At 53.8% G+C, this 13406-nt stretch carries 14 protein-coding genes; 13 read left to right on the forward strand and 1 reads right to left on the reverse strand.

All coding sequences use genetic code 11. The features are described 5' to 3' along the window. Positions 1 to 129: 129 nt before the first annotated feature. Together AC6I8V_RS12220 and AC6I8V_RS12225 are read left to right on the forward strand one after the other, a co-directional pair. Positions 130 to 1281 carry an acyltransferase family protein gene (locus AC6I8V_RS12220; protein ID WP_497842523.1) on the forward strand — a complete coding sequence of 384 codons (1152 nt, stop codon included), beginning with the start codon at positions 130 to 132 and terminating at the stop codon, positions 1279 to 1281. Between the two features lie 51 nt (positions 1282 to 1332). Next, entirely contained in the window at positions 1333 to 2916 is a 1584-nt protein-coding gene (locus AC6I8V_RS12225; protein WP_497842524.1) for a hypothetical protein, read from the forward strand. Positions 2917 to 3163: 247 nt separating this feature from the next. Here AC6I8V_RS12225 and fliE read toward each other — a convergent pair whose 3' ends face one another. Next, positions 3164 to 3475, reverse strand: coding sequence for a flagellar hook-basal body complex protein FliE (gene fliE, locus AC6I8V_RS12230; RefSeq protein WP_497842525.1), 312 nt, complete (start codon positions 3473 to 3475; stop codon positions 3164 to 3166). A gap of 231 nt (positions 3476 to 3706) precedes the next feature. Here fliE and fliF point away from each other — a divergent pair, with 231 nt between their 5' ends. The 11 genes from fliF (at position 3707) to fliP (ending at position 13376) form a co-directional block, all read left to right on the forward strand. Further along, positions 3707 to 5413: a flagellar basal-body MS-ring/collar protein FliF gene (gene fliF / locus AC6I8V_RS12235; protein ID WP_497842526.1), complete on the forward strand. Its 1707-nt coding sequence runs from the start codon at positions 3707 to 3709 to the stop codon at positions 5411 to 5413. Further along, on the forward strand, positions 5410 to 6402 hold the full coding sequence (gene fliG, locus AC6I8V_RS12240; protein ID WP_497842527.1) for a flagellar motor switch protein FliG: 993 nt from the start codon (positions 5410 to 5412) through the stop codon (positions 6400 to 6402). The genes fliF and fliG overlap by 4 nt, the downstream gene beginning before the upstream one ends. Beyond that, positions 6395 to 7096: a flagellar assembly protein FliH gene (gene fliH, locus AC6I8V_RS12245; protein ID WP_497842528.1), complete on the forward strand. Its 702-nt coding sequence runs from the start codon at positions 6395 to 6397 to the stop codon at positions 7094 to 7096. Before fliG ends, fliH begins: the two co-directional genes overlap by 8 nt. After that, positions 7096 to 8457 (forward strand): flagellar protein export ATPase FliI, encoded by a 1362-nt coding sequence (gene fliI, locus AC6I8V_RS12250; RefSeq protein WP_497842529.1) that lies wholly within the window; start codon positions 7096 to 7098, stop codon positions 8455 to 8457. The genes fliH and fliI overlap by 1 nt, the downstream gene beginning before the upstream one ends. A 21-nt stretch (positions 8458 to 8478) precedes the next feature. Continuing rightward, on the forward strand, positions 8479 to 8922 hold the full coding sequence (fliJ, locus tag AC6I8V_RS12255; RefSeq protein ID WP_497842530.1) for a flagellar export protein FliJ: 444 nt from the start codon (positions 8479 to 8481) through the stop codon (positions 8920 to 8922). Further along, complete coding sequence (locus tag AC6I8V_RS12260; protein ID WP_497842531.1) at positions 8919 to 10214, forward strand: flagellar hook-length control protein FliK; 1296 nt, start codon at positions 8919 to 8921, stop codon at positions 10212 to 10214. Before fliJ ends, AC6I8V_RS12260 begins: the two co-directional genes overlap by 4 nt. A 129-nt stretch (positions 10215 to 10343) precedes the next feature. Next, positions 10344 to 10829, forward strand: coding sequence for a flagellar basal body-associated protein FliL (fliL, locus tag AC6I8V_RS12265; protein ID WP_497842532.1), 486 nt, complete (start codon positions 10344 to 10346; stop codon positions 10827 to 10829). Between the two features lie 4 nt (positions 10830 to 10833). Beyond that, positions 10834 to 11841 carry a flagellar motor switch protein FliM gene (gene fliM, locus AC6I8V_RS12270; protein ID WP_208715468.1) on the forward strand — a complete coding sequence of 336 codons (1008 nt, stop codon included), beginning with the start codon at positions 10834 to 10836 and terminating at the stop codon, positions 11839 to 11841. Beyond that, positions 11834 to 12244, forward strand: a complete 411-nt coding sequence (fliN, locus tag AC6I8V_RS12275) for a flagellar motor switch protein FliN (RefSeq protein ID WP_497842533.1) — start codon at positions 11834 to 11836, stop codon at positions 12242 to 12244. Before fliM ends, fliN begins: the two co-directional genes overlap by 8 nt. A 2-nt stretch (positions 12245 to 12246) precedes the next feature. Beyond that, positions 12247 to 12645 (forward strand): flagellar biosynthetic protein FliO, encoded by a 399-nt coding sequence (fliO, locus tag AC6I8V_RS12280; RefSeq protein ID WP_497842534.1) that lies wholly within the window; start codon positions 12247 to 12249, stop codon positions 12643 to 12645. After that, positions 12645 to 13376, forward strand: coding sequence for a flagellar type III secretion system pore protein FliP (gene fliP / locus AC6I8V_RS12285; RefSeq protein ID WP_497845826.1), 732 nt, complete (start codon positions 12645 to 12647; stop codon positions 13374 to 13376). The genes fliO and fliP overlap by 1 nt, the downstream gene beginning before the upstream one ends. The last annotated feature ends 30 nt before the right edge of the window (positions 13377 to 13406 follow it).

Consider the following 13406-nt stretch of genomic DNA (forward strand, 5'->3'; position numbering starts at 1 on the left):
ACTGCCATCACTATTTAGTTAAATTTTCATCAGCAACGTCAGATTAATCCTATCTATTTACTTGATCTTTACTCAGATTTTGCCAAAATTTACTTCCAACTATGTGAACCCTCATAATAAGGCTACTTAATGTCTCAAAGCGACCCGTTAACAGCAGCGAGTGAAGTGCAGCAACGGACAGACACCATTCCGCGGGCTACAAAAAAAATCATTTTCGCAGATCAACTTAGAGCATTAGCATTTTTGAGTGTCGTTATTGTTCACTGGTTGGGTATTTACTCTTTTAACCCCGATTTCATTTCTATGGTTACCGGTGCACCCTCCGCAAAAATTGGAAACGGTGTAATTTATAATTTAATAGCGCCGCCCTTGCCCAATTTCAACTTTGGTCCTTTTGGTGTTGCTATATTTTTCATGATCAGCGGATTCGTCATCCCTTTTTCAATGAAAAATAAATCCAGTCCTGGCTATATACTTTCCAGATTCATCAGGATTTACCCAACATATATTGTCTGTGCGTTAATAATGTTTTTAGGTTACTCATTAAGTCATTATTATTGGGGAAGCCAGGGAAATATTACTACGCTCCAGTTTTTATCAAACATTAGTTTGACCGCATCGATTTTCAGCTACCCCAGTATTGACTTCGTCAACTGGACACTCTCAATCGAAGTTAAGTTTTATATTATCTGTTTTTTCCTTTATCGTTTCATCAGAAACGGCAACGCTTTACCTCCATTATTGTTAGCAGCTCTGATTTTCGCCGTTATATTTCTGACTCAGGGAGAACCAACTCCTCATCTGCAAGGTGAATTCTCTTTCGACGGCATCAAGATGGAAGGCGTATATTTGTGTTTCATGTTCTTAGGGCTTTTCTTTAATTTCCTTTATGAAAATAAAATCACAATTGTCACCTTCTTAATCGGAAACATTATTTTAGCCTTATGTTTCTTTTTCTCATGGAAGTATGGAATGCATGACAACTACTTCCCTTCAGTTATATGCAACTACTTATATGGATATGTTGTATTCGCTGTTGCCTATGTGTTGAGAAAGTTCTTCAGACCGTTTGGCCCTTTGAAGTTTTTGTCTAATATCAGCTACTCTTTTTATGCCTTACATTCCGTTATAGGCTATTGCATCATCAGGTTCCTTGAATATAAAGGAGTGAATTATCTTCTTGCGATTCTGATAGCATTTTTCGTTGTAATGATATTGTCAACACTGGTTTACCTGACAATAGAAAGAAAATGCATCTCAATAGGTAAGATGCTAAAATAACGCCCTATTGTATCGTTTGACTGTGATTTACTCAGAAAAAAAGGATTAAAAGTGCAGCCATCAAGATTAACGCATCAGCATAAATTATGGATAATTGTTATTGCGGCAATAGTAATCTATTGTTATCACTACCTAATCATCCCGGAAGCGCCAGGACATGATGCCGCACATATGGAAGGATGGTGGGGTTGGTACGATCAGGGTCAATACCTCAAAGCAGCTATAGCCTTTGGTGCAGGAGACTTTTCTCCCTCTAGCCACTATTATCCACCTCTTTATCCTTACATCGGCCATTTGTTTTATGGACTAATCCCCAGAGATCCCTTTTTCTTTATAGATGGGGCTGCTTTTGTTTTATTTTCATATGCCTTTATTAAAGCTTCCTCTAAATACATTGGCTTTCCCGTTGCTTTTATTGCATTTTATTTTTCAGTCGCATCCCATCACGAAATAATAAAACACTTCGTCATCCCCTGGACAACGACCATAACGGTAATCTCCTACTCCGTATGCCTGCTTGGGTTATCTAACCTGCAGAATAAATCCAGCCTCTCCAAAAAAGAACTAATTTCCTACCCTGCGCTGCTTTCTCTGGCAATGGCGCTGTTAGGCCTGGCGAGACCTATAGATGCTTTGTTGGCGGGTGTTTTCTTCCTTGCCTACTTAATTATGTTGTACGTCAGAATTGAAGATGTAGAGTTCAAGAAACGGGCGATAAAATTAATACCTACAGTAATAATTTTCATTATTGGCCCGGTTATCTCTATTGTTATATTTGCTTTATTCAACGAGAAGGTTTTCGGCACAATTCAGGGTGGGTATGTTAATTCTACTGCAACCAGCAGTGGTTACTTTATTACAGAGTTAATTCAGAAATCTGTTTCGCTTTTGTTTGATGCTGGCAGCCTGTTTGCCGTACCTGGAGAAGGCATTGTTGAGCATTATCCATGGATTGCGGTTTCAATTGCCGGAATGCTGTTATGCCTGTTTATCGGTGATGCCTTCCTACGTACATTGGCAATAGCACTTGTCATTCATTTCTGCCTTTATGCACCTTATGGTGACTTGCTGCCCGTTGGCGTGTGGCGCTATGGCAACATTCATTACTTCAAATGGGGCATTCCTTACCTGATGCTTTTCGCCCTGGTAGCCATTTACTGGTGCGTGCCAAAATTCAAATTTACTCAGCGCAAAAGCCTCTTCTGCCTGATCTATGTCGTAGTTGCATCGCTAGCGATTTTGAGCTTTTCGTTCAGCACGACCGAACATACGCAAGAGACAAAGCTGGAAGGTTCAACGCTTGAGATCCTTTATGACACGCCAGCGACTGTCAAATTTATCGACATCCCCGGCATTGCCGATAACTACATTGCCATTTACTTCGGTGAGCATAAGCTATGGAATGGTGATAAGGAATTAATGAAGATTCATGACTTCAGGCTTATCCCAACCTCTTATGGTGCCAGACTTTATTTCAATCGCCCCATACAGACCTCAGGCATAAAGCTGCAATTTGATCCTGCGATTACGTTCAGTAAACCGATCACTCAGGTCGAGTCTGCTTCCTATGGCTATCAACTGTCATTAGCGAAATTGAAATCGTCTATATTGCGTGGACATCATAACCAGAACTGATTAACGCACAGTGAGCCACTTAATCCGTGGCTCACTGCTGTTTTCAGCTCACTCGGGATGCTATGGCATTACTTTTCAGATGGGACAGGCAAACGCTGAGAGTCGGTAAGGATTAGAGACGCAGAGCCAGAAACGCAGTATTGATTCGGCGAACGTGCTCAACACAACGTCCACCGAACTTGTCCCACATATGCATCGCAGAAGAACAAAATTAATAAATAACCTTTAATAGCAATGAAATAATTGCCTACACCTGCATATTCATGATGTCCGTATACGCCGACACCAGCTTGTTCCTGACCTGAATCCCCATCTGCATAGAAACAGACGATTTCTGCAGATCGACCATCACATCGTTCAGTGCAACACCCGGTTTGCCCATCTCGAAATCCTGTGCCTGGCTGCGGGCGTTGTTCTGGGTTTCACTGATCTTATCCAGCGCTGCTTTCATCGTGGCGCCAAAATCCACCTGCTGCGTTGCGTCACTCTGGGTGCCGCTGGCCTGCAACGACGTCAGCTGAAGCTGTTGCAGAACACCATCAATTGCCTGAATCGACATGCCATTACCTCGTTGAAGATGATTCAATTTTTCACGATGGAAAAGTTAGCACACTGTCAATAAGACAAAGGCGCTAAATGACTGCAAAAACCCCGGCTTTTTCAGCCATCGAATTTCTCATTTCAGAAAATAATGCAAAGCATTGGAGTGGAATTTCATTTTTCACCGTATCAGGGAGTCAGTTTTGTCACCACAACACACCCGGTCAATTATGTCAGGCAGGAATCGGTCATGAATGCGAGTGCAGCCGCTACACAGGAAACAACAAAGAAAGGCTTCAGTGACCTTCTCGCCCGCCTGCGCGCCAATCCGCGAATTCCCTTAATTGTCGCAGCCGCTGCCGCTATCGCAGTGATTTTTGCGTTGGTGCTCTGGGCGAAAGCCCCCGACTATCGCGTCCTTTATAGCAACCTCTCTGATGAGGATGGCGGCGCGATTGTCACTCAGCTTACGCAAATGAACATTCCCTACCAGTTTGCCGAGAATGGCGGCGCGCTGATGGTGCCTGCCGATAAGGTGCATGAACTGCGCCTGCGTCTCGCCCAGCAGGGTCTGCCGAAAGGCGGCTCGGTAGGTTTTGAGCTGATGGATAAAGAGAAGTTCGGCATCAGCCAGTTCAGCGAGCAGGTCAACTACCAGCGTGCGCTGGAAGGTGAGCTAGCGCGTACTATCGAAACACTCGGCCCGGTAAAGAGCGCGCGCATCCATCTGGCGATGCCGAAACCGACGCTGTTTGTTCGTGAGCAGAAAGCCCCTTCGGCGTCGGTCACGCTGAACCTGCAACCTGGCCGTGCGCTGGATGAAGGCCAGATTCAGGCGGTGGTGCATATGGTCTCCAGCAGCGTACCTGGCCTGCCGCCGGGTAACGTCACGGTGGTGGATCAGGCTGGCCGTCTGCTGACCCGTTCCGACAGCGAAGGCCGTGACCTCAATGATGCCCAGCTGAAATTCACCTCCGATGTCGAGGCGCGTTATCAGCAGCGCATTGAAGCCATCCTGAATCCGATTGTTGGTCAGGGCAACGTTCACGCGCAGGTGACGGCGCAGCTGAACTTTGACCGCAGCGAACAGACAGATGAGAAATACCAGCCGAACGGTAGCCCGACCAACTCGGCAATTCGTTCACGTCAGACCAGCACCAGCGAGCAGAACGGCAGCCCGTATCCGGGTGGTGTGCCGGGTGCGCTGTCGAATCAGCCGGCACCGGCCAACACTGCGCCAGTTACCAATCCGCCGACCAATGGTCAGAATGCCAATGGTCAGAACAACGCGGCCAACGGTACGACAACCAGCACGGCGCAGAACAGCGGGCCGACCAACTCCCGTCGTGACGACACCGTCAACTACGAGCTGGACCGCACCATTCGCCATACCCAAATGAACGTGGGTGAAGTGCAGCGCCTGTCGGTCGCGGTGGTAGTTAACTACCGCACGGACGACAAAGGTAAAGCGGTTGCGCTTAATGATCAGCAGCTTAAACAAATTGAAGACCTGACGCGTGAAGCGATGGGCTATTCGCAGCCGCGTGGCGACAGCATCAACGTCGTCAACTCACCGTTCAACATGACGGAACCGACCGGTGGCGACCTGCCCTTCTGGCAGCAGCAGGCGTTCTTTGATCAGCTGATGAATGCCGGTCGCTGGCTGCTGGTGGCGCTGGTTGCCTTCATCCTCTACCGCAAACTGGTACGTCCGCAGCTGATGCGTAAACGCGACCAGGAGAAAGCCGCTGCCGAAGCCGCAGCAGCCCGCGCCTCAGAGCAGGAAGAGGAAGAAGCCTACAGCGTGCAGCTCAGCAAAGATGAACTGGATCAGGAGCGTAAATCCAGCAACCGCATGAGTGCGGAAGTGATGAGCCAGCGCATCCGTGATATGTCTGAAAACGATCCACGCGTTGTTGCGCTGGTGATCCGTGAATGGATGAGTAACGAACTATGAGTCTGACCGGTACTGAAAAAAGCGCCATTCTGATGATGACCATTGGCGAGGATCGTGCGTCTGAGGTGTTCAAACACCTCAACCAGCGTGAAGTGCAGCATCTGAGTGCCGCGATGGCGAGCATGAAACAGATTTCGCACAAACAGCTGACCGAGGTGCTGCGTGAGTTTGAAATGAATGCCGAGCAGTTTGCGGCGCTCAGCCTCAACTCCAACGATTACCTGCGCACGGTACTGGTCAAAGCATTGGGCGAGGAGCGTGCCTCCAGCCTGCTGGAAGATATTCTCGAAACACGCGAGACCACCAGCGGGATGGAAACCCTCAACTTTATGGAACCGCAGGCGGCGGCCGATCTTATCCGCGACGAACACCCGCAGATTATCGCCACCATCCTGGTGCACCTCAAACGTGGTCAGGCGGCAGATATTCTGGCGCTGTTCGACGAACGTCTGCGCCACGATGTGATGCTGCGTATCGCCACCTTCGGTGGTGTACAGCCAGCGGCGCTGGCGGAACTGACCGAAGTGCTCAACAGCCTGCTGGATGGTACCAACCTCAAGCGCGCGAAGATGGGCGGCGTGAGAACCGCAGCAGAAATTATCAACCTGATGAAAACCCAGCAGGAAGAGGCGGTTATCGAAGCGGTACGCGACTTCGACGGCGAGCTGGCACAGAAGATCATCGACGAGATGTTCCTGTTCGAAAACCTGGTGGAAGTGGACGACCGCAGCATCCAGCGTCTGTTGCAGGAAGTGGAGTCCGAGCAGTTGCTGATCGCCCTGAAGGGTTCCGAACAGCCGCTGCGCGAGAAATTCCTCAAAAACATGTCCGCCCGTGCGGCAGACATCCTGCGCGACGACCTGGCCAACCGCGGCCCGGTACGTATGTCGGCGGTGGAGAACGAACAGAAAGCCATCCTGCTGGTGGTACGCCGCCTGGCAGAAGCCGGCGAGATGGTAATTGGTGGAGGCGAGGAAACCTATGTCTGATGCCTTTTCCGCCCGTCCGTGGCAACCCTGGCAGCCTGATGATTTAGGGCGTTTATTCGACCCTGAACCGGAACCGCTGCCGCTGGAATCGCTCAGCGACGAAGTGCTGAGCGCCGAAGACGAACAACAGCAGCAGCTGGAACGTCTGCAACAGCAGATGCGCAAAGACGCACAGACCCAGGGTTACAGCGAAGGCTATCAAAAGGGTCATGCCGAATCGCAGCAGCATGGTTATGACGCCGGTTTTCAGCAGGGTCTGGCGGATGCGCAGCAGCAGCAGGCGCCGTTGCAGGCACGTATGCAGCAGCTGGTCACCGAATTCCAGCACACGCTGGAATCGCTGGATAGCGTGATTGCCGCCCGTCTGATGCAGCTGGCGCTGGAAGCGGCGCGTACCGTGATCGGTCAGGCAACGACCGTCGACGGCAGCGCCCTGCTGCGCCAGATCCAGCAGCTGATTCAGCAGGAACCGATGTTCAGCGGCAAACCGCAGCTGCGCGTCCACCCGGATGATTTGCAGCGCATTGAGCAAACCCTAGGCCCGACGCTGGACCTGCATGGCTGGCGTCTGCTGGCCGACAGTTCGCTGCACCCTGGCGGCTGTAAGCTGAGCGCCGAAGATGGCGATCTCGATGCCAGCGTGGCGACGCGCTGGCAGGAACTGTGCCGTCTGGCGGCACCGGGAGTGTTCTGATGTCCACGCGTCTTAATCGCTGGCTGGGCGCACTTGACGCCTTTGAAGAACGTATTTCACAGGTGCAGACCGTGCGCCGCTATGGCCGTCTGACGCGTGCCACCGGCCTGGTGCTGGAAGCCACCGGTCTGCAACTGCCGCTTGGCGCCACCTGCGTCATTGAACGCCACGACGGCGTGAACATCACTGAAGTCGAGAGCGAAGTGGTCGGTTTTAACGGCCAGAAACTGTTTCTGATGCCACTGGAAGAAGTGGACGGCATTCTGCCGGGCGCCCGCGTCTACGCACGCATCACCGGCGATAACGCCCACAGCGGCAAACAGCTGCTGCTCGGCCCGCAGCTGCTTGGCCGCGTGCTTGACGGCGGCGGCAAGCCGCTTGATGGCCTGCCTGCACCGGAAACCGGCTATCGCGCGCCGCTGATCACTGCCCCGTTCAACCCATTGCAACGTACGCCGATCGAAGATGTGCTGGATACCGGCGTGCGTGCCATCAACGCCCTGCTCACCGTCGGACGCGGCCAGCGTATGGGCCTGTTCGCCGGTTCCGGCGTGGGGAAAAGCGTGCTGCTGGGCATGATGGCGCGCTACACCAAAGCTGACGTGATTGTGGTCGGTCTGATTGGTGAACGTGGCCGCGAAGTTAAAGAGTTTATTGAAAACATTCTTGGTGCCGAAGGGCGCGCCCGCTCGGTGGTCATTGCCGCACCGGCTGACGTCTCGCCGCTGCTGCGTATGCAGGGCGCCGCCTACGCCACCCGCATCGCCGAGGATTTCCGCGATCGCGGCCAGCATGTGCTGCTGATTATGGACTCCCTCACCCGCTACGCCATGGCGCAGCGTGAAATTGCGCTGGCGATCGGCGAGCCGCCGGCCACCAAAGGCTATCCGCCTTCGGTGTTCGCCAAGCTGCCCGCGCTGGTAGAGCGCGCCGGTAACGGCACCCACGGCGGCGGTTCGATCACCGCGTTTTATACCGTGCTGACCGAAGGTGACGATCAGCAGGACCCGATTGCCGACTCGGCGCGTGCCATTCTGGACGGCCATATTGTGCTGTCGCGCCGCCTGGCTGAAGCCGGTCACTACCCGGCGATTGATATTGAAGCCTCGATCAGCCGTGCCATGACGTCGCTGATCGATGAAAACCACTACGCACGCGTGCGCCAGTTTAAACAACTGCTCTCCAGCTTCCAGCGTAACCGCGATCTGGTGAGCGTCGGTGCTTATGCCGCAGGGAGCGATCCCATGCTGGACCGGGCGATTAAGCTCTATCCGCAGATGGAAGCCTTCCTGCAACAGGGGATTTTCGAACGCAGCGACTACGACGATGCCTGCCTGCATTTACAGGCGATGTTCGGATAACCTCGCTTAAAGGGGATTGCAATGAAAACGGCCAATGCTATTGATACATTGCGCGATCTGGCGGAGCAGGATCTGGAAAAAGCCGTCATTCATCTCGGCGATATGCGCCGCGGTCAGCAGGCGGCAGACGAGCAGCTGACCATGCTGCTCGATTACCAGGATGAGTATCGCAACAAACTCAATGCCGATATGTCCGGCGGCATCGCCAGCACCCGCTGGACCAACTACCACCAATTTATTCAGACGCTGGAAAAAGCCATTGAGCAGCACCGCAATCAGCTGCAACAGTGGAATCAGCGTCTCGATCAGGCGCTCAATAACTGGCGGGAAAAGCAGAAACGGCTGAATGCCTATCAAACGCTGATCACCCGCGCCGCCGAAAACGCATTACGACAAGAAAACCGTCTCGACCAGAAACGGATGGATGAATATGCCCAACGGGCCGCATTGAGGAAAGGCGAATGATTACGCTGCCAACACTCGCTTCGCAAACCCCAACGTCGGGAGAGGCGGACACTTCAGTTTCAACGGACATTCTGCACGGGGTAGAAACCCTGCCGCAGGACTTTGTTACCGCCCTGGGAAACCAGTTACTGACGCTGGCAAAACAACAGGGCACCAGCACGCAATCGGCTGATCTGTCAACAGAAAGCGATGAAAAATCCGGCAAAGGCGTCTCCCTGAGCACGCTGATGGCGGCACTGGACAAACCAGAGACCCTGAACGCACTTTTACAGCCGGAAAATATTAAAGCCGCGGGCAAATCAGCCGATGATAAGGATAAGAGTGAGGCAAGTTCGTTAAGTGCCAGCGACTTACAGAATGTTCAGGCGTTATTTGCCATGTTGCCGGCGGCGGTTGAAAACCGTACCACAACAGACGCCGCCAGCAGCGCGCTGACTGAGAACACCAGCGGCAGCAACGCCAGCCTGAATAGTGTGCTCAGTTCGCTGGTCAAAAGCCTGAAAGATGAATCGACCACGCCGGACGCGACTGCCGCGACGACGACGGCGGCAACAACGGCAACAGCGGCGACAACAACGAAGAAAACCAGCGATGTGGTGGATGCTTTAACGGCGCAAACCACCACCACGCAGAGCAGCAGTACCGACAGCACCAGCAGCACGGCGCTGACGCTGGATCAGAGTTTCCAGCAGGTGCTGAGTACGCTGAGTAAACCGGATGATAAGCGTAGCCTGAGCAGCACCAGCGATACGACGACACCGGTGACCAGCGCACCGCTGAGCAGTACCACGCAGCTGACCAGCAGCACCGCGTCGACCAGCACCACCCCGTCGACACCGATGCTCAATGCGCAGCTCGGCAGTTCCGAGTGGCAGCAGGCGCTGAGTCAGCAGATTGTGATGTTCAGCCGCAACGGCCAGCAGAGTGCTGAGTTGCGTCTGCACCCGGAGGATCTGGGTGCTATCCAGATCAGCCTGACCCTCGATAAGGATCAGGCACAGTTAAATATGGTTTCCAGCCACAGCCATGTGAGGGCCGCGCTGGAAGCGGCTCTCCCACAGCTGAAAACGGCGCTGGCGGAGAGCGGCATCAACCTGGGACAGAGTAATGTCAGCAGCGACGCCTCCGCACAGGGCCAGAATTATCAGGGCCAGCAGGAAGGTCGTCGTGATGGCCAGCACGGCAGCTTTACCCTCTCCCAGGACAGTGACAACGAGATAACGCCTATTGCCGTCCCGGCAGCCCTCCAGGCGCGCGCGACCGGCAACGGCGCTGTCGATATCTTTGCCTGACAGCGGCTAACGCTGAAGGTAAGCGTAAAACCCGCGTCTTTTCTTCCCATTGTTTGACTTAAGACGCGGGATAATCTGTCCAGGCGAGCCGAAAGGCTCGCCCATAATTCACAGGAAGTAACTGCAAACATGTCTGATAACGCGAAAGCTAAAGGCCGCAAACGTTCAATATTAATTCCGGTGTTACTGGTCGTAACGCTGGCCGCTTGCAGCGTGGCAGGCTATGCAGTCTGGCGAATGATGAATAAACACGAGGGCGACAAGCCGGAAGTGGCGAAAGTGGAGCCGCCGCCCGTCCCCGTATTTTTTGCAATGGATACTTTTACGGTTAACCTGGTCAATCCCGACAACGATCCTGACCGCGTGCTGTACGTTGGCTTTACGCTGCGTCTGCCGGATGAGGAAACCCGTCGTCGGCTGAATGACTACCTGCCGGAAGTGCGCAGCCGTTTGTTGCTGTTGCTTTCCCGCCAGAGCGCCAGCGCACTGGCGACCGAGCAAGGCAAACAGGCACTGGTTGATCAAATCAAACAAGTACTGTCGCCGCCGCTGGTAAAAGGTCAACCACCGCAGGTGGTCAGTGACGTGCTGTTTACCGCCTTCATTTTGAGGTGATTTAATGGGCGATAGCATTCTCTCCCAGGCTGAGATTGACGCGCTGCTCAATGGCGACAGTGACAGCGCGGAAGTAGAGAAGAGTTCCACCGGAGGCGATGGTGATATTCGCCCCTATGATCCCAATACCCAGCGTCGCGTCGTCCGCGAACGTCTGCAGGCGCTGGAGATCATCAATGAGCGTTTTGCCCGTCACTTTCGTATGGCGCTGTTTAACCTGTTGCGCCGCAGCCCGGATATCAGCGTCGGGGCGATCAAGATTCAGCCGTACCACGAGTTTGCCCGCAACCTGCCGGTGCCGACCAACCTGAACCTGATCCACCTGAAGCCGCTGCGCGGTACTGCGCTGGTGGTATTTTCGCCGAGTCTGGTGTTTATCGCCGTGGATAACCTGTTTGGTGGCGATGGCCGCTTTCCGACCAAGGTAGAAGGCCGCGAATTTACCCATACCGAACAGCGCGTTATCCGCCGTATGCTGAAGCTGGCGCTGGAAGGCTACAGCGATGCATGGAAAGCGATCTACCCGCTGGATGTGGAGTATGTCCGTTCCGAGATGCAGGTGAAGTTTACCAACATCACCACCTCGCCGAACGATATCGTGGTGAACACCCCGTTCCAGGTGGAAATCGGTAACCTGGTGGGTGAATTCAACATCTGTATTCCGTTTTCGATGATTGAGCCGCTGCGCGAGCTACTGGTCAATCCGCCACTGGAGAACTCGCGTCAGGAAGATAACCACTGGCGTGACAACCTGGTAAAACAGGTGCAGCACTCGGAGCTGGAGCTGATTGCCCACTTCGCGGATGTATCGCTGCGTCTGTCGCGTATTTTGCAACTGAAACCTGGTGACGTCCTGCCCATCGAGAAGCCGGATCGCATCATCGCACACGTAGATGGCGTACCGGTGCTGACCAGCCAGTACGGCACGATAAATGGCCAGTATGCACTGCGTGTCGAGCATCTGATTAACCCGATTTTGAATTCGCTGAATGAGGAACAGCCCAATGAGTGACAGCAAGAAACCGTCCGATGACGACATCTCCGCGGACGATCTGTGGGCTGCAGCAATGAATGAGCAGGCGTCAACCAGCGCGCCCGAGCCGAGTGAAGCGGTATTCAAGTCGCTCGACGGCACCGGTGCCAGCGGATCATTGCAGGACATCGATCTGATTATGGACATCCCGGTCAAACTGACCGTGGAACTGGGCCGCACCAAGATGACCATCAAAGAGCTGCTGCGTCTGACGCAGGGTTCCGTGGTGGCGCTGGATGGCCTCGCTGGGGAGCCGCTGGACATTCTGATCAACGGCTACCTGATAGCGCAAGGTGAAGTGGTGGTGGTAAACGACAAATATGGCGTGCGCATCACCGACATCATCACCCCGTCTGAACGTATGCGTCGTCTGAGCCGCTAAGCATGTTGAAGAACGCGCAAACGGTACAGCCTGCCGCCCACAGCGAACCGGTGGTTTCAACCGGCTCCGTGGTCGGTCAGGTGGGCAGCGTACTGGCGGTGATCGTGTTATTGATCCTCGCCTGTGGCTGGCTGGCACGCCGTCTCGGTTTTGCGCCGAAGGCGGTCAGCGGACAGGCGCTGAAAGTCAGCGCCAGCGTACAGGTTGGTCAGCGTGAGCGCGTGGTGATTGTCGATACCGCCGATGCCCGTCTGGTGCTCGGCGTGACGGCCCAACAGATTACCCATCTGCACAGCCTGCCGCCGGTCGCGCCGGAAGAACAGGCGGCGCCCCATGCTGCGCCGCAGGATTTTCGTCAGCTGTTACAGAATCTGGTTAAACGTCCCGGAAAACCCCAATGATGCGTCGATTGCTTCCCCTTCTGCCGCTGCTGTTGCTGGCACCGGTTGCCCATGCGCAACTGCCTGGTCTGGTAAGCCATCCGCTGGCGAATGGCGGCCAGAGTTGGTCGCTGCCGGTGCAGACACTGGTGTTTATCACCGCACTGACCTTTATTCCGGCGGTGTTGCTGATGATGACCAGCTTCACCCGCATCATTATTGTGTTTGGTTTGCTGCGTAACGCGCTCGGTACGCCGTCCGCCCCGCCGAACCAGGTACTGGTCGGTCTGGCGCTGTTCCTCACCTTTTTCATCATGGCGCCCACCTTCGACAAAATTTATTCCGATGCCTATCTGCCGTTCAGCCAGGACAAGATCAGCATGGATGTCGCCATTGATAAAGGCGCTCAGCCGCTGCGCGATTTTATGCTGCGACAGACGCGCGAAGCGGATTTAGCGCTGTTTGCCCGTCTCGCCAATACGCCGCCAATTGCAGGCCCGGAAGCGGTGCCGATGCGTATTTTGCTGCCGGCCTACGTAACCAGCGAGCTGAAAACCGCCTTCCAGATTGGTTTTACCGTGTTTATTCCTTTCCTGATCATCGACCTGGTAGTCGCCAGCGTACTGATGGCGCTGGGGATGATGATGGTGCCCCCTGCCACCATATCGTTGCCGTTCAAGCTGATGTTGTTCGTACTGGTCGATGGCTGGCAGCTGCTGGTGGGTTCACTGGCACAGAGTTTCTATTCCTGAGTGACGCAGGCCGCCACTTTCCTTAATACA

This window comes from Pantoea sp. X-Soil-TKNS-1207, from assembly GCF_059730485.1.